The organism is Variovorax sp. V213 (genome assembly GCF_041154455.1).
Classification (GTDB): domain Bacteria; phylum Pseudomonadota; class Gammaproteobacteria; order Burkholderiales; family Burkholderiaceae_C; genus Variovorax.
Genome location: NZ_AP028664.1, coordinates 328,840 through 350,536 on the forward strand (window position 1 = coordinate 328,840; position 21,697 = coordinate 350,536).

The following is a 21,697-nucleotide window of genomic DNA, read 5'->3' on the forward strand; positions in this document are numbered from 1 at the left end:
AAGGAGACATCCAGCATGACAAGCTTCACACGTCGCATCGCACTCACGGCCGTGGCGGCCGCGGCGCTCGCGAGCCTGCCGGCATTCGCTGCCGAGAAGGTGAACCTCGGCGTTTCGATTCCCGCGGCCACGCACAGCTTCATGGGCGGCATCAACTACTGGGCCAACCAGGCGAAGAAGGATCTGGAGAAGGAACACAAGGACCTGAAGATCACGATCAAGACCGCGGCCAACGCGCCCGAGCAGGCGAACCAGCTGCAAGACCTCTCGACCGTCACCAAGATCAACGCGCTCGTGGTGTTCCCGTTCGAGTCGGCCGCGCTGACCAAGCCGGTGGCGCAGGTGAAGGCCAAGGGTGCCTACGTGACCGTGGTCGACCGGGGCCTGACCGACACCAGCGCGCAAGACGCGTACGTGGCCGGCGACAACACCGCCTTCGGCCGCATTCCGGCCGAATACATCGCGAAGGAGCTCGGCGGCAAGGGCAACGTGGTCGCCCTGCGCGGCATTGCCACCACGCTCGACAACGAGCGCATGGACGCCTTCAACGCGGTGCTCAAGAACCATCCCGACATCAAGCTGCTCGACGCCAAGTACGCCAACTGGAACCGCGACGACGCCTTCAAGGTCACGCAGGACTACCTCACGCGCTTCAAGAACATCGACGCCATCTGGGCCGCCGACGACGACATGGCCGTGGGTGTGCTCAAGGCCATCGAGCAGGCCAAGCGCGACGACATCAAGATCGTCTTCGGCGGCGCGGGTGCCAAGGGAATGGTCAAGACCATCATGGACGGCAAGGACAAGCGCATCGGCGCCGACGTGAGCTACTCGCCCAAGTTCATCTACGACGCGATCAAGCTCACGGCCGAAGCGCGGCTGAAGGGCGAGAAGCTGCCCGCGACGACGATCATTCCTTCGGTGCTGATCACCAAGGAAAACGCCAAGGACTTCTACCACCCGAACTCGCCGTTCTGAATGCCATCGGCCGCGCGGTCGATCGCTTCACTCCCTCTCCCCAAGGGGAGAGGGGACAGTTTCCAGGAACGCCTCGACATGACCGATACAACACTTCGCAAGCTGCGCTGCGCCATGGTCGGCGGCGGCCGCGATGCCTTCATCGGCGCCGTGCACCGCAAGGCCATGGCGCTCGACGGCCAGATCGAACTGGTCGCCGGTGCGCTGTCGTCGAGTCCGGACAAGGCGCGCGCCTCCGGCCGCGACCTGGGCCTGGCCGACGGCCGCAACCACGGCGACTGGCAGTCGCTGCTGGCCGACGAGCTCAAGCGGCCGTCGGAAGAGCGCATCGACTTCGTCTCGATCGTCACGCCCAACCACGTGCACTTTCCGGTGGCAGAGGCCTTTGCCGAAGCGGGCTTCCACGTGGTGTGCGACAAGCCGCTGGTGCACACGCGCGCGCAGGCCGACGCGCTGGTGGCCGCCGTGGCAAGACAGGGCACGGTGTTCGGCGTCACCTACAACTACACCGGCTACCCGATGGTGCGGCAGGCGCGCGAGATGGTCCGCTCGGGCCAGCTCGGCGAGTTGCGCAAGGTGGTGGTCGAATACAACCAGGGCTGGCTCGCGAGCCACGTCGAAGGCAGCGGCAGCAACAAGCAGGCCGACTGGCGCACCGACCCCGCGCGCAGCGGCGCAGCCGGCGCCATCGGCGACATCGGCTCGCATGCCGAGAACCTCGTCGCAAGCGTCTCCGGCCTGGAGATCGAAAGCCTCTGCGCCGACCTGAGCGCGCTGGTACCGGGCCGCATGCTCGACGACGACGGCAGCCTGCTTCTGCGCTTTAAGGGCGGCGCGCGCGGGGTGCTGATCGCCTCGCAGATCAACACCGGCCTGGAGAACGATCTGCGCCTGCGCATTTCAGGTGCGCTGGGCACGCTCGAATGGCGGCAGGAGCGGCCGAGCGAGCTGCTGCACCTGCCGCACGACGGGCCCAAGCGCATCCTCACGCGCGGCTCGCCGTGGCTTTGCGAATCGGCGCAGCGCGCAAGCCGGCTGCCCGCGGGGCACCCCGAGGGTTTCATCGAGGCCTTTGCCAACATCTACGGCGGCGTGGTGGCCGACATCCGCGCGCGGCTCGCGGGCATTGCCGCCGATCCGCTCGCGGCCGACTACCCTCGCGTGGAAGATGGCGCGCGGGGCGTCCGGTTCATCGAGCGCACGGTGGCCTCGTCCATGAGCGCGGCCAAGTGGACGGCCTGGTGAGCTGGCGCGCGAGGCGGCCGCGCGCATCGAGTTCGCTGTAGGTGGCCTCCCACAGTTGAATCTGCCCTGGACTGCTGGCTCGGCGCGGCAGCCGGAACAGCATCCCTCTACACCCACCCGCGATGCCCCGCCGATCACGGCGGACCACGGGTGCGTTCGATCGAAGGGAGACGCATATGGATGCCGTCAACACGCAGACAGTGTTGGTCCTGGGGGTCGTCGTGATCCTTGCACTGGTCGCGCTGGCCGTGTACCTCTATCAGCGAAAACGACAATCCCGGCAACTCGAGGAGCGCTTCGGTTCGGAATACGGCCGCGTCGTCAATGAGCTTGGCGACCGCTCCAAGGCCGAGGCCGAACTCAAGAGGCGGCAGCAGCGAGTCGAAGGGCTGCGCATCGTTGCGCTGGCACCGGGCGAAGCCGCCAGATTCGGCGCGGCCTGGAACAGCCTGCAGGCCGAGTTCGTCGACAACCCCCAGGGAGCGGTGGCCCAGGCGGATGAACTGGTGCGCGAGCTGATGCTCAAGCGCGGCTATCCGATGGGCGACTTCGAGCGTCGGGCGGCCGACATCTCCGTCGACCATCCCACCGTCGTGAGCAACTACCGCGCGGCACAGGACATTCGGGCGCGAAACCTGCGCGGCGAAGCCGACACGGAGGAATTGCGCAGGGCGGTGGTGCACTACCGGGCCCTGTTCGATGACCTGCTCGAGGTGCGGGAGGTCGAGCGGGAGAGGATGCCGGCAAGGCCGGTGGAGGTCCGATCATGAATCGCGAATCGACCCAGACAGACCGCGCCGTCGCGCCGGACGATCTGGAACGCCCCGCGCCCGTACCGGTGCCCGAGACGAAGGCGCCCGCCAGGAGCGAAGACGACGCGCTGGAGCCGCTTTTCACTCCCGACGCGGCGCGGAACTTCCGCGCCAGCTGGGATGCCCTCCAGATCGGCTTCGTCGATGATCCGAGGCAGGCGGTGCGCCAGGCCGACGACTTGGTGCGCCAGGTCCTGGAGGATCTGTCGCGAAGCTTTTCGAACGAGCGCAGCACGCTCGACGGCGGAACGGACACGGCGGAGCAGCCATCGACGGAGAACCTGCGCCTGGCCTTGAGGCGCTATCGCTCCTTCTTCCAGCGCCTTCTGTCTCTTTAGCGGCATACGCGCGGCGGGCGCCTGGCCGCGCCCGTCGCCCTGAGCGGGCCCGCATCGGCGCGGGATCGTGACCGCTTTCGCCGGCTGCTCCACAATCCGGTTCATGACCGAGCACGAGTTCTCCAATCCCTACACCCACGGCTTCGCGCGCCTCGCCGTGGCGGTGCCGCGCAACCGCGTGGCCGATCCGGTATTCAACGTGGCCGAGACCATCCGCATGTACCGCGAGGCGGCGGCCGACGGCGCGGTGCTGGTTGCCTTCCCCGAGCTGGGACTCTCCGCCTATACCTGCGACGATCTGTTCCACCAGGCGGCGCTGCTCGATGCCTGCGAGCGCGCGCTGCTGGAAGTGGCCGCGGCCTCGCGGGACACCGGCGCCGTGGCCGTCGTGGGCCTGCCGCTGCGGGTGGATCACCGCCTCTTCAACTGCGCCGCGGTGGTCGCGGGCGGCCGCGTGCTGGGCGTGCTGCCGAAGACCTACCTGCCCAACTACGGCGAGTTCTACGAGGGCCGGCAGTTCAACGGCGCCGACACCGCGCTCTCGACCGACGTCGAACTCGGCGGCGAGCGCGTGCCTTTCGGCGCCGAGCTCCTGTTCCAGTCGCGGCAGATGCCCCTGTTCAAGCTGCACGTGGAGATCTGCGAAGACGTGTGGGTGCCGATTCCGCCCTCGAGCTACGCCGCGCTGGCCGGCGCGACGGTGCTGGTCAATCTCTCGGCCTCCAACATCACGATCGGCAAGGCGGACTACCGGCATCGGCTGGTCAGCCTGCAGTCGGCGCGCTGCCTCGCGGCCTATCTCTATTCGTCGGCCGGCATCGGCGAATCGACCACCGACCTGGCCTGGGACGGACAGGCGCTGATCTGCGAGGGCGGCGACATGCTGGTCGAGAGCGAACGCTTCAGCAACCGCTCGCACGTCATCGCGGCCGACGTCGACCTGGAGCGCCTGTCGCGCGAGCGTATGCGGCAGAACAGCTTCGGCACCTCGGTCCAGAAGCACAAGAGCGCATTGGCGAGCTGGCGCACCGTCGAGTTCGATCTGGCGCCGCCGCGCCAGCTGCCGCGCGGCCTGCTGCGCACGGTGGAGCGCTTTCCCTACGTGCCATCGGACCCGGCGCGGCGCGACGAGCGCTGCGGCGAGGTGTTCAACATCCAGGTCCAGTCGCTGGTGCAGCGCCTCGAAGCCAGCCACATCGACAAGCTGGTGATCGGTGTCTCGGGCGGGCTCGATTCGACGCACGCGCTCCTGGTCTGTGCGCAGGCCATGGACCGCCTCGGCCTGCCGCGCGCCAACATCCTCGGCTTCACCATGCCGGGCTTCGCCACCAGCGGCCGCACCCTGGCGCAGGCGCACCGGCTCATGGCCAGCATCGGCTGCACGGCGCGCGAGATCGACATCCGCCCGAGCTGCCGCCAGATGCTGGAAGACCTCGGCCATCCTTTCGGCCAGGGCGTGCCGCAGTACGACATCACCTTCGAGAACGTGCAGGCCGGCGAGCGCACCAGCCACCTGTTCCGGCTTGCCAACCATCACAACGGCATCGTGGTCGGCACCGGCGACCTGAGCGAACTGGCGCTGGGCTGGTGCACCTACGGCGTCGGCGACCACATGTCGCACTACAACGTGAACGCGAGCGTGCCCAAGACGCTGATCAAGCACCTGGTGCATTGGGTCGCGGCGACGGGGGTGCTGGGCGCCGACGGCAGCGCGGTGCTGCGCGACATCCTCCAGACCGAGGTCAGCCCCGAGCTGATTCCCGACGATGCATCGAAAGATGCCGCCGACGGGTCGTCGAAGCAGCCCGGCCAGCGGACCGAGGACGTGATCGGACCCTACGAGCTGCAGGACTTCCATCTCTACTACACCCTGCGCTACGGCTTCAGGCCGACCAAGGTCGCCTTCCTCGCGCATGCGGCCTGGGGCGACCGCACGCGCGGTCGCTGGCCCGAGGACGAACTGCAGCCGGCGCGCAACGAGTACGCGCTGGCCGACATCAAGCGCCATCTGGGCACCTTCCTCTACCGCTTCTTCAAGATCAGCCAGTTCAAGCGCTCCTGCGTGCCGAACGCGCCCAAGGTCGGCTCGGGCGGTTCGCTGTCTCCGCGCGGCGACTGGCGCGCGCCGAGCGACTCGGAAGCGGAGGTCTGGCTCGAGGACCTGAAGCGCGTGCCGGAGCGCTGAGCGCAGGGCGGGCAGGGGGTCTGCTGGCCGATCGCCATATTCCGTCGATCCGGCTTGTGGGTTAGAAAGCGGCTGGCTTTCATTTCCGACCCGTCTCTGCTGGAGTACACGATGAAGACCCACACCCGCTTCGGGATCGCTGCCGCGACCTGCCTCCTGTTCGTTGCCGGCGCGGCGCGCGCGCTCGACTATCCGCCGCGCAAGCCGGGGCTCTGGGAGCTGTCGATCCAGTCGGACGACGGCGCGTCCAAGACCCCCGCCATGCAGACCCAGCAGTGCATCGATGGCGCCACCGACAAGGCCATGCGCGAGATGGGCAGCAGCACCGGCCAGCAAGCCTGCTCGAAGCAGGACATGCGCACCGAGGGCGGCAGGATCGTGGTCGACTCGGTGTGCAGGATCGGCAACACCACCGCCACCACCCATTCGGTGATCACGGGCGACTTCGGCACCGGCTACCGTATGGAAAGCCGCTCCAGCTACAACCCGCCGATGATGGGCCGCAAGGAAGGCACGGCCATCGTCGAGGCCAAGTGGGTCGGGCCCTGCAAGGCTGGCCAGAAGCCGGGCGACATGATGATGTCGAACGGCATGAAGATGAACGTGCTGGAGATAGCGGGCGGCGCAAGGAAGAAGTAGGCTCGCGCCGACAAAGCTTCGCGTCGGCCCGTCTGCGCGAAGAGGGGGGCGCCGGCCTACGATGTGCGCCATGCCCGACGACCTGGTCATCGCCCGCCCCGAAGGCCTCTATTGCCCGCCGGGCGATTTCTACATCGACCCCTGGCGCCCGGTGGCGCGCGCCGTCATCACGCATGCCCACTCGGATCACGCGCGCATCGGCCACGGCCACTACCTCGCGCACCGGGACAGCGCCGGCACGCTCGCCGTGCGGCTGGGCGAGATCAGCCTGCAAACGCTGGACTACGGCGAAGCCATCGAGCATCACGGCGTGCGCGTCTCGCTGCATCCGGCCGGCCACGTGCTGGGCTCGGCGCAGGTGCGGCTCGAGCACGGCGGGCGCGTGTGGGTCGCCTCGGGCGACTACAAGACCGAGCCCGACGGCACCTGCACGCCCTTCGAGCCCGTGCCGTGCGACACCTTCATCACCGAATCGACCTTCGGCCTGCCGATCTACCGCTGGCCCACGCAGGCCGCGCTGTTCGCCGAGATCGACGCCTGGTGGCGCGCCAACGCGGAGGCCGGCCGCGCGTCGGTGCTGTTCTGCTATGCCTTCGGCAAGGCGCAGCGCATCCTGCATGGCGTGGACGCCTCCATCGGGCCGATCGTGGTGCACGGCGCCGTCGAGCCGCTGAACGCGGTGTACCGCGCCGCCGGCGTGGCCTTGCCCGATACCGTGCGCGCGACCGACCCGGGTGTCGATGCCGCGCTGCTGAAGCGCGCGCTGGTGCTGGCGCCGCCCTCGGCCCAGGCAACGCCGTGGATGCGCCGCTTCGGCAACTATGCCGACGCGTTCGCAAGCGGCTGGATGCAGCTGCGCGGCACGCGCCGCCGGCGCGGCGTGGACCGCGGCTTCGTGATGTCCGACCACGCCGACTGGCCCGGCCTGCAGCAGGCCATTGCGGGCACGGGCGCGAGCCGGGTGTTCGTGACCCATGGCAGTGTGGCGGTGATGGTGCGCTGGCTCACCGAGAACGGGCTGGATGCGCAGGGCTTCAAGACCGAATACGGCGACGAGGACGACCAGGAAGCTCCCTCCCCTTCCGCGGGAGCGCAGGGCATGGGGCAAGCGGCGCTCGATGGGGACGCCGCCAGCCCCCATCCCAACCTTCCCCCGGAAGGGGAAGGAGCCGATACGTGAAAGATTTTGCCGCGCTCTACCGCGAGCTCGACGCCAGCACCTCGAGCCTCGCCAAGCAGGCCGCGCTGCAGCGCTACCTGCGCGAAGCCGAGCCCGCCGATGCGGCGTGGGCCGTGTACTTCCTGGCCGGCGGCAAGCCGCGCCAGCTGGTGCCCACCAAGCTGCTGCGCCTGCTCGCGCAGGAAGCGGCGGGCCTTCCCGAATGGCTGTTCGACGAGAGCTACGAAGCGGTCGGCGACCTGGCCGAAACCATCGCGCTGCTGCTGCCGCCACCCACCGAGGCGCACGACCTCGGGCTGGCGCGCTGGGTCGAGGAGCACCTGCTGCCGCTGCGCGAGGCCGGCAAGGCAGCGCCCGACGAACTCCCCGCGCGGCTGCGTGCGCAGTGGCGCCAGCTCGCGGCCGAAGAGCGGCTGGTGTACTTCAAGCTCATCACCGGCGCCTTCCGCGTGGGCGTGTCGAAGCTGCAGGTCACGCAGGCGCTCGCGGCGGTGGGCGGCATCGATCCCAAGCGCGTGGCGCAGCGGCTCATGGGCTACACCCACATCGGTGGCCGTCCGCGGGCGGAAGACTATCGCGTGCTGATCGCGCCGGAGTCGGGCGCGGAACAGGTGCAGAAGACCAGCGGGCAGCCGTACCCGTTCTTTCTTGCGCATGCGTTCAACCTGCCACTCGAACAGTTCGATGCCGCGCTCGGTCCGCCGGCCGACTGGATCGTCGAATGGAAGTGGGACGGCATCCGCGCGCAACTGGTGAAGCGCGCGGGCGCAGTCTGGCTCTGGTCGCGCGGCGAAGAGCTGGTGACCGAGCGCTTTCCGGAGCTGGCCGTGCTGGGCGAGGCACTGCCCGACGGCACGGTGCTCGACGGCGAGATTGCGGTCTGGCGCGAAGACCGCGTGCAGCCCTTTGCGGAACTGCAGAAGCGCATCGGCCGCAAGACACTCGGCGCGAAGCTGCTGCGCGAGATCCCGGTGGCACTGCTGGCCTACGACATTCTCGAATGGGAAGGGCGCGACCTGCGCGCGCTGCCGCAGTCGCAGCGCCGGCTGCTGCTCGATGAACTCGTCACGCGCGTGCAGCATCCGTCGCTGCTGCCCAGCCCGATACTCGCGGGCATCGCGTGGAGCGACCTGGCACGCCAGCGCGAAGCGGCCCGCAGCATGGGCGTGGAGGGAATGATGCTCAAGCGCCGCGACGCGCAGTACGGCGTGGGCCGCACCAAGGACGTGGGCGTGTGGTGGAAGTGGAAGATCGATCCGCTCAGCATCGACGCGGTGCTGATCTACGCGCAGCGCGGCCACGGCCGTCGCGCCAGCCTTTACAGCGACTACACCTTCGCCGTCTGGGACGGTCCGCCCGAACAGGACGACCGCAAGCTCGTGCCTTTTGCCAAGGCCTATTCGGGCCTGACCGATGCCGAGATGGCGCGCGTGGACGCCATCATCCGCAAGACCACGGTCGAGAGCTTCGGCCCGGTGCGAAGCGTGGAGCCCACGCTGGTGTTCGAGCTCGGCTTCGAGGGCATCGCGCGCAGCGCGCGCCACAAGAGCGGCATCGCGGTGCGCTTTCCGCGCATGCTGCGCTGGCGCGAGGACAAGCCCGTGGAAGAGGCCGACACGCTGCAGACGCTGGCCTCGCTGCTGCCGTCATGACCGAACCGACCGACCCCGAAATTCTCGCTCCCCCTCCGGGGGAGGGCAGGGGTCCGGGCAAGCGGCGCTTCAAGGACGTCAAGGCAGCGCTCGATACATGGTTCGCCGCACGCGGCTGGAAGCCCTTCAAGTTCCAGCGCGACGTGTGGAAGGCCATCGCCGAAGGCAGGTCCGGCCTGCTGCACGCCACCACCGGCGCAGGCAAGACCTACGCGGTGTGGCTGGGCGCGCTGCAGGTCTTCTCGCAAGCCAGGAAGGAGGCCGCGCGGCCCGCGGCGCCGCCGCTCACCGTGCTGTGGCTCACGCCCATGCGCGCGCTCGCGGCCGACACGCTGCGTGCGCTGAAGCAGCCGCTCGAAGCCCTGGGCGCCGAGGTGCATCCCTGGAGCGCGGGCGCGCGCAGCGGCGACACCTCGTCGGCCGAGCGCAGCGCGCAGAACGAGCGCCTGCCCACCGTGCTCGTCACCACGCCCGAGAGCCTTTCGCTGCTGCTCGCGCGGGCCGATGCGAGCCAGGTGCTGGGGCATGTGAAGATGGTCGTGGTCGACGAGTGGCACGAACTGCTTGGCAACAAGCGCGGCGTGCAGGTGCAGCTGGCACTCGCACGGCTCAGGCGCTGGAATCCGGGGCTCGCGGTCTGGGGCATGTCGGCCACGCTGGGAAACCTGCACGAGGCCATGCATGCCTTGCTTGGCGGTGAAGAGGGCGTGCTGGTTCAGGGCGCGGTGCCCAAGAAGCTGGTGGTCGATTCGCTGCTGCCCGGCCGCGCCGAGCGCTTTCCGTGGGGCGGCCACCTGGGCCTCACGATGCTGCCGCAGGTGCTCGAGGAAATTGCCGCCAGCAGCACCACGCTGGTGTTCACCAACACGCGCTCGCAATCGGAGATCTGGTACCAGGCGATGCTCGAGGTGCGGCCCGAATGGGCGGGCCTCATCGCGCTGCACCACGGCTCGCTCGACCGCGCGGTGCGCGAATGGGTCGAGCTCGGCCTGAAGAACGGCGAACTCAAGGCGGTGGTCTGCACCTCGAGCCTGGACCTGGGCGTGGACTTCTTGCCGGTGGAGCGTGTGCTGCAGATCGGCTCGCCCAAGGGCGTGGCGCGGCTGCTGCAGCGTGCGGGTCGCTCGGGCCATGCGCCGGGCCGGCCATCGCGCATCACGCTCGTGCCCACGCACAGCATCGAGATGGTCGAAGGCGCCGCGGCGCGCGCGGCCATCGCGGCCGGCCACATCGAGGCGCGCCATACGCCGGTGCAGCCGCTCGACGTGCTGGTGCAGCATCTCGTGACGGTGGCGCTCGGCGGCGGCTTCGTGCCCGACGACCTGTACGACGAAGTGCGCCGCACCGCGGCCTATGCGGATCTGTCGCGCGAGAGCTGGGCGTGGTGCCTGGCCTTCGTGTCGCAGGGCGGGCCTTCGCTGGCCGCCTACCCCGACTACCGCCGCGCCGTGCCCGATGCGGAAGGCGTCTGGCGCGTGCCGGATGCCCGCCTCGCGCGGCGACATCGCATGAACATCGGCACCATCGTGAGCGACGCCAGCATGGCGGTGCAATACATGGGCGGCACAAAGATCGGCAGCGTCGAAGAAGGTTTTGTCGCGCGCATGAAGCCCGGCGACTGCTTTCTGTTCGGCGGCCGGCTGCTCGAGCTCGTGCGCATCCACGACATGACCGCCTGGGTGCGGCGCGCCAGCGGCAAGCGCGCTGCGGTGCCGCGCTGGAACGGCGGGCGCATGCCGCTGTCGACCACGCTGGCCGATGCCGTGGTGCAGCAGCTCGCGCTGGCCGGCGAGGGGCGCTACCCGTCGCCCGAGCTGCAGTGCGTGCGGCCCTTGCTCCAGATCCAGCAGCAATGGTCGGCCCTGCCCACGCCGCAGACCCTGCTGGCCGAAACGCTCACCACGCGCGAAGGCTCGCATCTGTTTCTCTATCCCTTCGCCGGGCGCCACGTGCATATGGGGCTTGCCAGCCTCTTGGCCTGGCGCGTGGCGCAGCACGAGGCGCGTACTTTTTCCATCGCGGTGAACGACTACGGATTCGAACTGCTCAGCGCCCTGCCGGTCGACTGGCCTGCGCTGCTGCCGCAGGTGCTGCGCCTGCCCGAAGGCGAGGATGCGCACGCCGGGTTGCTGCACGAAGTACTGGCCTCGCTCAACGCGGGTGAACTCGCGCAGCGCCGCTTTCGCGAGATTGCGCGTGTCTCGGGCCTGATCTTCCAGGGCTACCCTGGCGAGAAGCGCAGCAGCAGGCAGCTGCAGGCGTCCTCGTCGCTGTTCTGGGAGGTGTTCCGCAAGTACGACCCGTCGAACAAGCTGCTGCTGCAGGCGGAGCAGGAGCTGCTCGCGCAGGAGCTCGAAATCGGCAGGCTGCGCGCGAGCCTTGCGCGCATGGCCACTCAGCAACTGGTGTTGAAGACGCTCGAGCGGCCCACGCCGTTCTCGTTTCCGCTCATGGTCGAGCTGTTCCGCGAAAAGCTCTCGAACGAGAACGTGGCCGACCGCATTGCGCGCATGGTCGAGCAGCTCGAAAAAGCCGCGGGCGGCGTGGTCACGGCCGGGGGCGTGGAGCGCGTGAAGAGCACGCTGGCGTTCGGCCAGGAAGGGCCGGGCAAGCCGGCCGCGCCGCGTCGCGAGCGCAGGCCGCCGTCACGGCGGTCTCGGCCGTTGCCGCCGCTGTGAAGCCGGTCAGCCGGCGCCGTGCGCCTTGACCCAGCGCACGATGTCCGCCGCGCCCATGGCACCGGGCTGCCGCGCCACTTCGCGGCCACCGCGAAACAGCGCCAGCGTCGGAATGCTGCGGATGTTGAAGCGCGCGCCCAGGGCCGGCACCGCCTCGGTGTCGACCTTGGCCAGCCGCACCCGCGGTTCGAGCTGGGCCGCGGCCTGTTCGTAGGCCGGCGCCATCTGGCGGCACGGGCCGCACCAGGGCGCCCAGAAGTCGACCAGCACCGGAATCTCGTTGCGTGCAATGTGGCGGTCGAAGGTCTTTTCGTCCGGCAGCGCGGTCGAATGGCCGGTGAACAGCGGGCGGTGGCAGCTGCCGCAGTCGGGCGCGCTGCCCAGTTGGGCGGCGCGCACGCGGTTGGTCGTGTGGCAGTGCGGACAGACGATGTGCAGCGGCGGCGATTCGGTCATACCGAAGAACTGGGGCCCGAGGGGTGAATTGCAAGACGGCCGCCCGCCCACACATCTTTTGCGACACTCATTGCCCGTGATCTCCTCGCAGCCTCTTCCCGCATCGGCGCTCCCGGTCCACTGGGCGGGCGAGCTGCTGCATCTGCTGCCCGAGCATGCCCTCTGGTGGCCTGCCGGGCGCGTGCTGTTCATTGCCGACCTGCACATCGGCAAGGCCGCGACCTACCGCGCGCTGGGCCAGCCGGTGCCGGGCGGCACCACCCGGCAGAACCTGGCCCGGCTCGATGCGCTGGTTGCGGAGCACGCGCCGCAGCGCATCGTGTTTCTCGGCGATTTCCTGCATGCGGCGCAGGCGCGCACGCCCCAGGTGCTGGCGGCGCTTGGCGCCTGGCGCGCGGCGCATGCGTCCATCGGCATGACGCTGGTGCGGGGCAACCACGACAGCCGCGCGGGCGACCCGCCCGCCGCGCTCGGCATCGAGGTGGTCGACGAGCCTTGTCTGCTCGGCCCTTTTGCCTGCTGCCACCATCCGCAGACGCACGCCACGCATTTCGTGCTCGCCGGGCACCTGCATCCCGTGTGCAGGCTGCACGGGCCCGGGCGCGACAGTGTGCGGCTGCCGTGTTTCGCGAGCGATGCGCAGCAGGCCGTGCTGCCGGCCTTCGGCGAGTTCACCGGCGGGTGGTTGATGGAGCGGGCGCCGGGAAGGCGCTTCTATGCGGTGGGCGGCAAGTCCGTGTGGGCCTTGCCCGCATCGGACTGAGCGTTTGGCTCCCTCCCCCGGAAGGGGAGGGAGAAAAGAAAGCAACCTCAGAGAACGACGGGCTCGTCCGGCAGCTCGTTGGTGTCGGGCTGATTGTCCGCCAGCGGAAAGTGCGCAACCAGCAAGGCCGACATTTCTTCCAGCGCCTGCGTGAGCCCGTCCTCGAAACGGCCTTCGTGGAACGCCGCGCCCATGCGCTGCGCCATCGCGGCCCATTCGGCATCGTCGACGCGCGCGTCGATGCCGCGGTCGGCCACGATCTCGATCGCGTGCTCGGCCAGCAGCAGGTAGATGAGCACGCCGTTGTTGTGCTCGGTGTCCCATACGCGCAGCTTGCCGAACAGCGTGACGGCGCGCTCGCGTGCGGACGCGTTCCGCCTCAGGTAGGACCAGGGCAGGCCCGCCTCCACGCAGATGCGGATCTCGCCGCTGTGGCGCCGCTCGCTCGCGCCGACACGCGCCGCAAGGCGCTCCATGGCGGCATCGGGCAGCACGCGCCGGACGTCGGCCTCGTCCATCCACTGGTGGCGCCAGATGCGGCCGAGCCTGGAGAAGAGCGATGCCATGCCTACCAATCCCCCGAGGCGCCGCCGCCCCCGAAATCGCCGCCGCCGCCGGAGCTGAAGCCACCGCCTCCGCCGCTGCCGCCGCCGCTGCTCCAGCCGCCACCGCCTCCACCACCGCCCCAGCCCCCGAATCCGCCGCCGCCACCACGGCGCCCAGGGCTCGACGCAGCCGCGGCCGAGAACAGCGACACCATGAGCGCCGCGAAGCCCGCCAGCACCGCGATGACCACGCTGGTGGTGATGAGGAAAGCAATCACGCCGATGCCGCCGCCCATGACGACCGAGCCCAGTTTCTTACCGACGATCGAGCGCACGATGGGCGCCGTGATGAAGACACCGATGAACAGGAAGATCGCGAGGTTCTCCCAGTCGATGCCTGCGCTGGAATCCTTGTCGCTGCCGCTGGACGGCTCGGGCAGCGCCTCGCCGTCGACCAGTCCGATGAGCCGCGCCACCGCCGCGTTCAGCCCGCCTGCGAAGTCGTTGTTGCGAAAACGCGGCTTCATCTCCTCGTCGATGATGCGGATGGCGGCGAGGTCGGGCACCGCGCCTTCGAGCGTCTTGGCCACCTCGATGCGCATCTTGCGATCGTTCTTGGCCACGATCACCAGGATGCCGTCGCCGACCTCCTTGCGCCCGATCTTCCAGGCATTGCCCACGCGGTTGGCGTAGCTCGCAATGTCTTCGGGCTGGGTGGTGGGCACCATCAGCACCACCATCTGCGAGCCCTTGCGCTGCTCGAAGGCGGCCAGCTTGGCTTCCAGATCGGCGCGCTCGGATTCGCCCAGGGTTTGCGTCTGGTCGATCACCCGCGCCGTGAGCGTGGGCACCGGCAGCAGGCCCTGCGCCCATGCTGTTGGCGCAAGGCCGGCCCACGCGGCCGACGCCAGCAGCACGGCGGCCAGCGCACGGCGGATCAGGGCAAGTGCCATTGAGCGGGGGTCTTACTTCTTGGGTGTACTGAAATCGACGGTGGGCGGCGTCGAGATCTGCGCTTCGTTCTGCACCGAGAAGTTGGGCTTGGGCTCGTAGCTGAAGATCTTGGCGGTGATGTTGGTCGGGAAGCTGCGCGCCAGCACGTTGTACTTCTGCACGGTCTCGATGTAGCGGTTGCGCGCCACGGTGATGCGGTTCTCGGTGCCTTCGAGCGTCACGCGCAGGTCGCGGAAAGCCTGGTTGGCTTTGAGCTCCGGATAGCGCTCCGCCACCACCATGAGCCGCGACAGCGCCGAGGAGAGCTCGCCCTGCGCCTGCTGGAACTTGTTGAAGGCCTCGGGGTTGTTGAGCGTCTCGGGCGTCACCTGAATCGAAGTCGCCTTGGCGCGCGCCTCGATCACCTTGGTGAGCGTGTCCTGCTCGAAGCTGGCTTCGCCCTTCACGGTGGCCACGATGTTGGGCACCAGGTCGGCGCGCCGCTGGTACTGGTTGAGCACCTCGCTCCAGGCAGATTTGCTGGCCTCGTCGAGCGACTGGAAATCGTTGTAGCCGCAGCCGCCCAGGGACAGGGCCGCAGCAAGAATCAGGAACCAGCGTTTCACGATCGACATTTGCATTACCTCCGCAGAATTGCCGGAAGGTAGCATAGATAGCTTCATGGCCATTGATCCACTTCAAGCCCTGCAGGCTGCCAATCGCCCGGGCGTGCCCGTGGTTGCCACCGCCGGCACGCTGCTGATTGCCGGCGCGACCGGTGCGTTGGGGCAGGAGCTGTTGCGCCGGCTCGCGGGCAGCCACCGTTATGCCCACGCCCGCGTGTTGTCGCGCGAACCCATTCGCGACGGGATGCGTGGCGTTGAAAGCTACCTGAGTTCCGGCCTGCCGATCGCGCAATGGCCGCTGACATCGGCCGACACCGCGGTGATTGCCTTCGATCCGCCCCGCCTGTACCACGACCGCGAGCGCGCGCTGTGGGTGCCGCAGCCTTCGGACCTGCCCGAGCTCTCGCGCTGGCTGCGCGCCTGCGGCGTGCAGACGCTGGCCATCGTGCAGCCGCACGACCAGGGCAAACTGCCCGAGGCGCTCAAGCGCGGCCTTGCGAGCCTCGACGAGCAGGCGGTGGTCGCCAACGGATTCGACCGCGTGATCCTCGTGCGCTCGGCGCGCAAGCCGCTGAACGCGAAGTTCGCCAATCCCGCCGAAAGGCTCGCGGCCTGGATGCTGTCGATCGTGCGCTTCATGGTGCCGAGCAGCGAGCAGCCGGTGCGCGCCTCCAAGGTGGCCGAGCTGGTCGATGTCGCGCTGCGTATCGCGCCGCCGGGCGTGCACGTGGCCGCGCCCGAGATGGTGTGGGAGGCCGCGCAGGGCCAGATGCAGGCGGTGGCCGAGCGCTGGCTGCGCTAGCTTCTCAGCCGCGCCACTGGCACAGCATTTCAGCCGAGTCGAGCACCAGCCCGAGGTGCAGCGACACCATGCTGAGCGCTGCGCTTTCCAGGTGCGCGTCGGTGCCGCGCACCAGGTCGCGCAGCACGATCACGCGGTAATTGTGGTTGTTGGCGTCGAAGGCCGTGTTGAGCACGCAGCAGTCGGTGAAGCCGCCGTTCAGCACCACCGTCTCGATGCGCTGGTTGCGCAGCAGAAAGTCGAGGTCGGTCGGATAGAAGGCCGAGAGGCGCCGCTTGGTCTCCACGCGCATGTCGCCGGGCTCGACGCGCGTCACCCACTCGGTCCAGGGCGAGCCTTCGATGGCATGCGCGTCGGCGTTCGGGATCGCGCCCACATGCAGCGGAAAGGTGCGGCGCCATGCGGATGGAATGCCGTGGATGTCGTCGGCCCCATCGGGCCGCAGCACCGATTTGACGTGCACGATGCGGACGCCCAGCGTACGCGCCGAATCATGAAAACTGTCGATGGGCGCCACCACGTCGCGCGCCCGCGGCGCGGGGCAGGGGCAGTCGGGGCTGTCGTCGAGGTGGCCGCGGTGCATGTCGATGGACACGACCGCGGTGGTGGCCGGGTTCAGGTAGTCGGCGAACTGCGCCGTGTCGAGCTCGCGCTCCTCGCCATAGACCCAGGCCTTCATCGCCGTTCCTCCCGCACATAGGGCTGGCCGAGCGCGCCGGGTTCGTCGTCGCCGCCGCGCCGGGCCAGCGCGACCCAGACCATCACGCCGAGCGTCACGGCATACGGCGTCATCATCACGAAGTACTGCGGCAGCTGCACGCCGGCCGCCGCAAGCTGCGGAATCAGCGCCTCGATGCAGCCGAACAGCAGCGCCCCCACCAGCGCCTTCCACGGCGACCAGCGCGCGAAGATCACCAGCCCCACCGCGATCCAGCCGCGCCCGCCGGTCATGCCCGCGATCCAGAGCTTGGTGCTGACCACCGAGATGTAGGCGCCGGCCAGGCCCACCAGCGCCGAGCCCGCGAGCACCGCCGCAAGCCGCCACATGGCAACGCGGATGCCGGCCGCGTCGGCGGCCTGCGGGTTCTCGCCGACCGCGCGCAGCCGCAGCCCGGCCGAGGTGCGCGATAGAAACCAGGCCACCGCGAGGAAGATCGGCAGCGTGAGCCACCCCATCGCGTTCTGTTCGAACAGCCGGCCCACGCCGGGCAGCAGCGACAGCGGCCACAACGCCATGCCGCCGATGCCTTCGGTGGCATGGTTGGTCCATTCGGCCAGCGATCCGACCAGCGCCGTGAGGCCCTGGCAGAAGAACACCAGCGCGAGCCCCGCGATCACCTGGTTCACGCGCAGCCAGATCACCATCACCGCGAACAGCAGCGAGACCGCGCTGGCCGCGAGCATCGCAAGCACCAGCGACACGGCCGGCTGCCCGAGCGCCAGCTGCGCGCCGATGCCGGCCAGTGCACCGACCAGCATCAGCCCCTCGGCGCCGAGCGAGAGCACGCCCGCGCGCTCGCTGATGATCAGGCCCAGTGCCGCAAGCGCGTAGGGCACCGCGAAGTCCGGCGTGCTCGCGAGCCAGTTGAGAGCGATGCTTCCGCTCACTGAGCCGCCTCACCACCCACACGGCGCAGCCGGTGGCGAATGAAGAAGTCGCTCGACGCCACGCACACCACGATGACGGCCTGGATCAATTGCACCATCGAGAACGGCACCTGGTAGAACACCTGCAGGCTGCGGCCGGTGACGAACAGGGCCGCCACCAGCAGCGCCACCACGGTGGCCGCGAGCGGGTTGTTGCGCGCGAGAAAGGCGATCAGGATGCCCGAGAAGCCATAGCCCTGGTAGAAGGCCTGCGTGAGCCGCCCTTCCTGGCCGGCGGCCACCGCAAAGCCCGCGAGCCCGGCCATCGCGCCCGACAGCAGCACGGCGCCATAGATGGTGCGGCGCACCGGCACGCCGTTGGCATGCGCCACGCGCGGATTGGCATCGACAAAACGCAGGTACAGCCCCGCGCGGCTCACGCCCACCAGCCACCATGCGACGAGTGCCACCACGGCCGCCAGCACGATGGCGCTGCTCACGCCGGCGCCCAGTTCGGGCAGCCGTTCGAAGGCACGGAACTGCGGCGAATAGGGAAAGTTGTCCTTCGGGTCCTTCCAGCTGCCGTAGACGAGGTGCAGCAGGAAGTTGGCCGCCATGTAGTTGAGCATCAGCGTGGAGATGATCTCGTTCACGCCCAGCCTGATCTTCAGCCATGCCGGCCCCAGCACCCAGAGCAGCCCGCAGCCGATGGCGGCCGCGAACATCAGCGGCAGGCGCAAGGGCTCGGGCCCGATCTGCCACATCGAGACGGCCGTTGCGCCGATGGCGCCCCAGATCATCTGGCCCTCGAGCCCCAGGTTCCAGAAGCGCGCGCGAAACGCCAGCGAGCCGGCCAGGCCCACGAGGATCATGGGCGCGGCCTGGAACAGCACGGCGCGAAAGTTCTGGCCGTCGAAAAAGGTCTGCATCACGAACTCGTTGGCGAGCTCGTCCGCGGGGACGCCGGCCGCCACCAGGATGGCGGCGGAAATCGCAAGCCCGACCAGGAGCGCCGCCGCAAGAATCAGCGCCTGCCGCCGCCATCCCATGTGCTGCCGGATTTCGAGCGCATAGCGCCGGCCCGCCAGCGGTTGGCGCCGCGCCCGGTGCGCGGCCTCCGGATCGGTTTGCGCCGCCTCGGAGATGGCCACGAGCGATGCGTCAGCCATGGTCCACCATCGCCTGTCCGATGGCCTGCCGGTCGGCCGGCTGCGCAAACTCGCCGGCAATGCGCCCGCGCGTCATCACACCCACGCGGTCGGCGAGCTGCAGCACCTCGTCGAGGTCTTCGCTGATCAGCAGCACCGCGGCCCCGCCGTCGCGCGCAGCGCGCAGGCGCGCATGCACCTCGGCGCTGGCGCGCACGTCGAGCCCGCGGCTCGGGCTGTGCGCCAGCACCAGCGAAGGCGACTTGCCGAACTCGCGCGCGAGCACCAGTTTTTGCGCGTTGCCGCCGGAGAGCAGCGCGGCCTTCTGCGCCACCGAGCGCACGCCCTGCACGTCGAAGGCGCGCACTGCTTCCCGCGTGTCGTCCTGGATACGGCCGCGCCGCAGATGCCAGGCGGGACCGTAGCGCCCCGTGTGCACGCGGCCGATGGCGTAGTTCTCGGCCACCGAAAGGCTGCCCGCGAGCGCCAGCCCGTAGCGATCGGCCGGAATCGCGGCAATGCCCACGTTGCGGCGTTCCGGCGCGCCCATGGCCTTGAGATCGCCGTGGCCTTCGAGATGGATCTCGCCTTCAAGCGCGCCGCCGGCGTCGGGCAGGCCCATGATGGCGTCGGCCAGCTCGCCCTGCCCATTGCCGCCGACACCGGCCAGGCCATAGATTTCGCCCGCATGGAGTTGCAGGTCGACTCCGTCGAGCACTCGGCGGCCTTGAGGCGATGCCGCCGAGCGCAGGCCGCGCACCGTGAGCCGCACCGGGCTGCGCGGGGACTTCGCCGCCTGAAAGCCTTGAGCGGCAATCGATTCGCCCACCGTGAGCTTCACGAGCTCGGCCACCGAGGTGGCACCCGGCTCCAGCGTGGCCACCGTGCGGCCGCCGCGCATCACCGTCACGCGGTCGGCGTAGGTCTTCACGTCGGCCATCTTGTGCGTGACCAGCACCACGGCGGAGCCGGCGCGCGCGAGCCCCCGCACCGTCTGCAACAGGCGCGCGGCTTCCTGGTCGGTGAGCACCGCGGTCGGCTCATCGAGGATCAGGATGCGCGCACCCGCGAGCAGCACCTTGAGAATCTCGACCCGCTGCTGCTCGGCAATCGAGAGCGCATCGATGCGCTTGGCGGGATCGATCTCGAAGCCCAGCTCCGAGGCCTTGTTGCGGATGTCGCGCGAGATCTCGCGCAGGCGTTCCCCGTGGCTCTGGAACTCGGCCGGCGGCGGTGCGGTGAGCAAGATGTTCTGTGCCACCGTGAAAGGCCGCACCAGCTTGAAATGCTGGTGGACCATGCCGATGCGGTGCCTGGCCGCATCGGCCGGTCCGGCAAAGCGCACCAGGTTGTCGTCGACCAGCAGCTGGCCGGCCTCTGGCGCGTAGAGCCCGGCCGCGATGTTCATCAGCGAAGACTTGCCCGCGCCGTTCTCGCCCAGCAGTGCGTGCACTTCGCCCCAGCGCGCAGCAAAGTGCGCGTCGGTCAGCGCCGCAAAGCCGTCGAAGGACTTGCGGATGCCGGTGAGCTCGAGCGCGTTGGACACTGGCTGCCTGCCTGCTTCTTACTTCTGAGTGACCACGCCCTTGACGAACCAGTCCATCTTCCAGAGGTCGGCGTCCGACAGCACCGCGCCCTTGGCCACGCGCTCCTTGCCGTCGCGGTCGGCGAGCGGGCCCGCGTACACCTGCTTGCCCTTCATGATGGCGTCGCGCTCGGCGGTGATCTGCGCGGCCTTGTCCTTGGGCACCGCGGGGCCGAAGCCCGCGATGTCGGTGCCGCCGTCCTTCATCTCGATGAAGGCGCCATAGGGCGCGGGCTTCCAGTTGCCGGCCATGATCTTCTTGAGCTCGGGTGTCAGGAAGCGGTCCCACACCCACACCGACGAGCACAGCGTGGCCTTGGGCGCGAACTGACGCAGGTCGCGGTGGTGGCCGGTGCCGTACACGCCACGCTCCTGCGCCACGATCTGCGGCGTGGGGCTGTCCACGTGCTGGCCGATCACGTCAGCGCCCTGGTCGATCAGCGCAGCGGCGGCGGCGCGTTCCTTGACCGGGTCGTTCCACGCGCCGGTATAGATCACGTTGACCGTGGCGTTGGGGTTCATCTTCTGCGCGCCCAGCGCGAAGGCGTTGACGGTCCAGTTCACCACGCCGAAGGGGTTGGCCGCGACGAAGCCGAGCTTGCCGGTCTTCGACGCCGCGCCCGCGGCCATGCCGCAGAGGTACTGGCTCTCGTAGGTGCGGCCATAGAACGATTCGAGGTTGCTTCCGTTGGTGGTGCCCGAGCCGTTGAGAAAAGCCACGCCAGGGTACTTGGCGGCCAGGTCCTTGAAGCTGTCGGAGTAGCCGAAGGCCGTGCCGATCACGATGTTGGCGCCGCGCTGGATGAACTTCTCGGCCGCGGGCTTGATGGCCGAGGCGTCTTCGGGCACGTTCTCGACGAACTGGATCTTCTGGCCGATTTCCTTCTCGACCTTGGCCCGTGCCTCGTCGAAGGCCTGCGTCCACCCGCCGTCGTTCTTCGGGCCGAAATAGAGCATCGCGATCTTCGGCTTGTCCTTCAGCGTGAAGCCGTCGGCCGCCATGGCGGGCAGCGCGAACGTCGCGCCGCCGGCTGCGAGCGCCAGGGCAAGGCCGAAGGTGAAGCCGTGGGGGGAAGTGCGCAACATGGAACGACCTTTCGTGGGGAGCAAGTCAAGGAAGAAGAGTGATGAAGGGAGCGGGGCGTGCCGCGTGCCGTCACATCATGAAGTTGATGCGGAACACATTGCCCTCGGGATCGAGCAGCACCGACTGGTACCAGTTGTAGTAGGTGACGTAGGGCGGCTTCACCAGCGTGGCGCCGGCCTCGAGCGCGACCGGCACCATGCGGTCGACTTCGTCCTTGCTGTCGACGTCGATGTTCAGCAGGAACTTCACGCCGCGTGTGTCGGAGAACTCGGCCAGGTGCAGCAGCTCGTAGGCGTCGAGCGCGTTGAAGCCCAGGCTCGACTTGCCGGTGTCCAGCCCGCGGAATATCGGCGAGCGGATCGCCTCGATCTCGGCGAAGCCGAACACGCGCTGGTAGAAGCCGCTGAGCGCGACCACGTCTTTCGCAAAGACGTTGACGTAGGAGAGATGCGCCATGC

General features: G+C 69.0%; 21 protein-coding genes. 11 read left to right on the forward strand and 10 right to left on the reverse strand.

The annotated features are described in order from the left end of the window. The first annotated feature begins 15 nt into the window (after positions 1-15). The 9 genes from ACAM55_RS01690 (at position 16) to ACAM55_RS01730 (ending at position 11,707) form a co-directional block, all read left to right on the forward strand. Complete coding sequence (locus tag ACAM55_RS01690) at positions 16-978, forward strand: substrate-binding domain-containing protein (RefSeq protein ID WP_369654381.1); 963 nt, start codon at positions 16-18, stop codon at positions 976-978. Between the two features lie 78 nt (positions 979-1,056). Next, positions 1,057-2,223 carry a Gfo/Idh/MocA family protein gene (locus ACAM55_RS01695; RefSeq protein WP_369654382.1) on the forward strand — a complete coding sequence of 389 codons (1,167 nt, stop codon included), beginning with the start codon at positions 1,057-1,059 and terminating at the stop codon, positions 2,221-2,223. Between the two features lie 176 nt (positions 2,224-2,399). Continuing rightward, positions 2,400-2,993: a hypothetical protein gene (locus ACAM55_RS01700; protein WP_369654383.1), complete on the forward strand. Its 594-nt coding sequence runs from the start codon at positions 2,400-2,402 to the stop codon at positions 2,991-2,993. After that, positions 2,990-3,373: a hypothetical protein gene (locus ACAM55_RS01705; protein WP_369654384.1), complete on the forward strand. Its 384-nt coding sequence runs from the start codon at positions 2,990-2,992 to the stop codon at positions 3,371-3,373. Before ACAM55_RS01700 ends, ACAM55_RS01705 begins: the two co-directional genes overlap by 4 nt. Before the next feature lie 103 nt (positions 3,374-3,476). Then, a complete protein-coding gene (locus tag ACAM55_RS01710) occupies positions 3,477-5,558 on the forward strand; it encodes an NAD(+) synthase (protein ID WP_369654385.1) in 2,082 nt (693 codons plus the stop codon). A 111-nt stretch (positions 5,559-5,669) separates the two neighbouring features. Then, entirely contained in the window at positions 5,670-6,197 is a 528-nt protein-coding gene (locus tag ACAM55_RS01715) for a DUF3617 domain-containing protein (protein ID WP_369654386.1), read from the forward strand. A 70-nt stretch (positions 6,198-6,267) separates the two neighbouring features. Further along, the gene (locus ACAM55_RS01720; RefSeq protein WP_369654387.1) at positions 6,268-7,377 is read left to right on the forward strand and encodes a ligase-associated DNA damage response exonuclease; all 1,110 of its coding nucleotides are present in this window, start codon (positions 6,268-6,270) and stop codon (positions 7,375-7,377) included. Further along, positions 7,374-9,029, forward strand: a complete 1,656-nt coding sequence (locus ACAM55_RS01725; RefSeq protein ID WP_369654388.1) for an ATP-dependent DNA ligase — start codon at positions 7,374-7,376, stop codon at positions 9,027-9,029. Before ACAM55_RS01720 ends, ACAM55_RS01725 begins: the two co-directional genes overlap by 4 nt. Continuing rightward, positions 9,026-11,707, forward strand: coding sequence for a ligase-associated DNA damage response DEXH box helicase (locus tag ACAM55_RS01730; protein ID WP_369654389.1), 2,682 nt, complete (start codon positions 9,026-9,028; stop codon positions 11,705-11,707). Before ACAM55_RS01725 ends, ACAM55_RS01730 begins: the two co-directional genes overlap by 4 nt. Positions 11,708-11,713: 6 nt before the next feature. Here the strand turns inward: ACAM55_RS01730 and trxC are convergent, their stop codons facing one another. After that, a complete protein-coding gene (trxC, locus tag ACAM55_RS01735; RefSeq protein ID WP_369654390.1) occupies positions 11,714-12,163 on the reverse strand; it encodes a thioredoxin TrxC in 450 nt (149 codons plus the stop codon). A gap of 79 nt (positions 12,164-12,242) precedes the next feature. On the opposite strand from trxC, the gene pdeM reads away from it, so the two are divergent. Then, a complete protein-coding gene (gene pdeM, locus ACAM55_RS01740) occupies positions 12,243-12,926 on the forward strand; it encodes a ligase-associated DNA damage response endonuclease PdeM (protein WP_369656485.1) in 684 nt (227 codons plus the stop codon). A 47-nt stretch (positions 12,927-12,973) separates the two neighbouring features. Here pdeM and ACAM55_RS01745 read toward each other — a convergent pair whose 3' ends face one another. The 3 genes from ACAM55_RS01745 to ACAM55_RS01755 are packed head-to-tail and all read right to left on the reverse strand — an operon-like array spanning position 12,974 to position 15,039. Next, positions 12,974-13,492: a TPM domain-containing protein gene (locus tag ACAM55_RS01745; protein WP_369654391.1), complete on the reverse strand. Its 519-nt coding sequence runs from the start codon at positions 13,490-13,492 to the stop codon at positions 12,974-12,976. A 2-nt stretch (positions 13,493-13,494) separates the two neighbouring features. After that, on the reverse strand, positions 13,495-14,424 hold the full coding sequence (locus ACAM55_RS01750; RefSeq protein ID WP_369654392.1) for a YgcG family protein: 930 nt from the start codon (positions 14,422-14,424) through the stop codon (positions 13,495-13,497). Positions 14,425-14,436: 12 nt separating this feature from the next. Next, entirely contained in the window at positions 14,437-15,039 is a 603-nt protein-coding gene (locus ACAM55_RS01755; RefSeq protein WP_369654393.1) for a LemA family protein, read from the reverse strand. Positions 15,040-15,085: 46 nt separating this feature from the next. Between ACAM55_RS01755 and ACAM55_RS01760 the strand changes: the two genes are divergently transcribed. Next, positions 15,086-15,832, forward strand: coding sequence for a hypothetical protein (locus tag ACAM55_RS01760; RefSeq protein ID WP_369654394.1), 747 nt, complete (start codon positions 15,086-15,088; stop codon positions 15,830-15,832). Positions 15,833-15,836: 4 nt separating this feature from the next. Here the strand turns inward: ACAM55_RS01760 and ACAM55_RS01765 are convergent, their stop codons facing one another. The 6 genes from ACAM55_RS01765 to ACAM55_RS01790 form a co-directional block, all read right to left on the reverse strand. Further along, entirely contained in the window at positions 15,837-16,511 is a 675-nt protein-coding gene (locus ACAM55_RS01765; protein WP_369654395.1) for a cysteine hydrolase family protein, read from the reverse strand. Then, positions 16,508-17,440, reverse strand: a complete 933-nt coding sequence (locus tag ACAM55_RS01770) for an ABC transporter permease (RefSeq protein WP_369654396.1) — start codon at positions 17,438-17,440, stop codon at positions 16,508-16,510. Before ACAM55_RS01770 ends, ACAM55_RS01765 begins: the two co-directional genes overlap by 4 nt. Continuing rightward, entirely contained in the window at positions 17,437-18,588 is a 1,152-nt protein-coding gene (locus tag ACAM55_RS01775) for an ABC transporter permease (protein ID WP_369654397.1), read from the reverse strand. Before ACAM55_RS01775 ends, ACAM55_RS01770 begins: the two co-directional genes overlap by 4 nt. Then, positions 18,581-20,113: an ABC transporter ATP-binding protein gene (locus ACAM55_RS01780; RefSeq protein ID WP_369654398.1), complete on the reverse strand. Its 1,533-nt coding sequence runs from the start codon at positions 20,111-20,113 to the stop codon at positions 18,581-18,583. Before ACAM55_RS01780 ends, ACAM55_RS01775 begins: the two co-directional genes overlap by 8 nt. An 18-nt stretch (positions 20,114-20,131) precedes the next feature. Beyond that, complete coding sequence (locus tag ACAM55_RS01785) at positions 20,132-21,238, reverse strand: BMP family ABC transporter substrate-binding protein (RefSeq protein WP_369654399.1); 1,107 nt, start codon at positions 21,236-21,238, stop codon at positions 20,132-20,134. Between the two features lie 70 nt (positions 21,239-21,308). Continuing rightward, a complete protein-coding gene (locus ACAM55_RS01790) occupies positions 21,309-21,695 on the reverse strand; it encodes a VOC family protein (protein WP_369654400.1) in 387 nt (128 codons plus the stop codon). Positions 21,696-21,697: the final 2 nt, after the last annotated feature.

Bases quoted from the DNA above. Each gene is read 5' to 3' on its own strand.
- ACAM55_RS01690 (WP_369654381.1), top strand. From the start codon at position 16: ATGACAAGCTTCACACGTCGCATCGCACTCACGGCCGTGGCGGCCGCG.
- ACAM55_RS01695 (WP_369654382.1), top strand. From the start codon at position 1,057: ATGACCGATACAACACTTCGCAAGCTGCGCTGCGCCATGGTCGGCGGC.
- ACAM55_RS01700 (WP_369654383.1), top strand. From the start codon at position 2,400: ATGGATGCCGTCAACACGCAGACAGTGTTGGTCCTGGGGGTCGTCGTG.
- ACAM55_RS01705 (WP_369654384.1), top strand. From the start codon at position 2,990: ATGAATCGCGAATCGACCCAGACAGACCGCGCCGTCGCGCCGGACGAT.
- ACAM55_RS01710 (WP_369654385.1), top strand. From the start codon at position 3,477: ATGACCGAGCACGAGTTCTCCAATCCCTACACCCACGGCTTCGCGCGC.
- ACAM55_RS01715 (WP_369654386.1), top strand. From the start codon at position 5,670: ATGAAGACCCACACCCGCTTCGGGATCGCTGCCGCGACCTGCCTCCTG.
- ACAM55_RS01720 (WP_369654387.1), top strand. From the start codon at position 6,268: ATGCCCGACGACCTGGTCATCGCCCGCCCCGAAGGCCTCTATTGCCCG.
- ACAM55_RS01730 (WP_369654389.1), top strand. From the start codon at position 9,026: ATGACCGAACCGACCGACCCCGAAATTCTCGCTCCCCCTCCGGGGGAG.
- trxC (WP_369654390.1), bottom strand. From the start codon at position 12,163: ATGACCGAATCGCCGCCGCTGCACATCGTCTGTCCGCACTGCCACACG.
- ACAM55_RS01745 (WP_369654391.1), bottom strand. From the start codon at position 13,492: ATGGCATCGCTCTTCTCCAGGCTCGGCCGCATCTGGCGCCACCAGTGG.
- ACAM55_RS01750 (WP_369654392.1), bottom strand. From the start codon at position 14,424: ATGGCACTTGCCCTGATCCGCCGTGCGCTGGCCGCCGTGCTGCTGGCG.
- ACAM55_RS01755 (WP_369654393.1), bottom strand. From the start codon at position 15,039: ATGTCGATCGTGAAACGCTGGTTCCTGATTCTTGCTGCGGCCCTGTCC.
- ACAM55_RS01760 (WP_369654394.1), top strand. From the start codon at position 15,086: ATGGCCATTGATCCACTTCAAGCCCTGCAGGCTGCCAATCGCCCGGGC.
- ACAM55_RS01765 (WP_369654395.1), bottom strand. From the start codon at position 16,511: ATGAAGGCCTGGGTCTATGGCGAGGAGCGCGAGCTCGACACGGCGCAG.
- ACAM55_RS01775 (WP_369654397.1), bottom strand. From the start codon at position 18,588: ATGGCTGACGCATCGCTCGTGGCCATCTCCGAGGCGGCGCAAACCGAT.
- ACAM55_RS01785 (WP_369654399.1), bottom strand. From the start codon at position 21,238: ATGTTGCGCACTTCCCCCCACGGCTTCACCTTCGGCCTTGCCCTGGCG.
- ACAM55_RS01790 (WP_369654400.1), bottom strand. From the start codon at position 21,695: ATGGCGCATCTCTCCTACGTCAACGTCTTTGCGAAAGACGTGGTCGCG.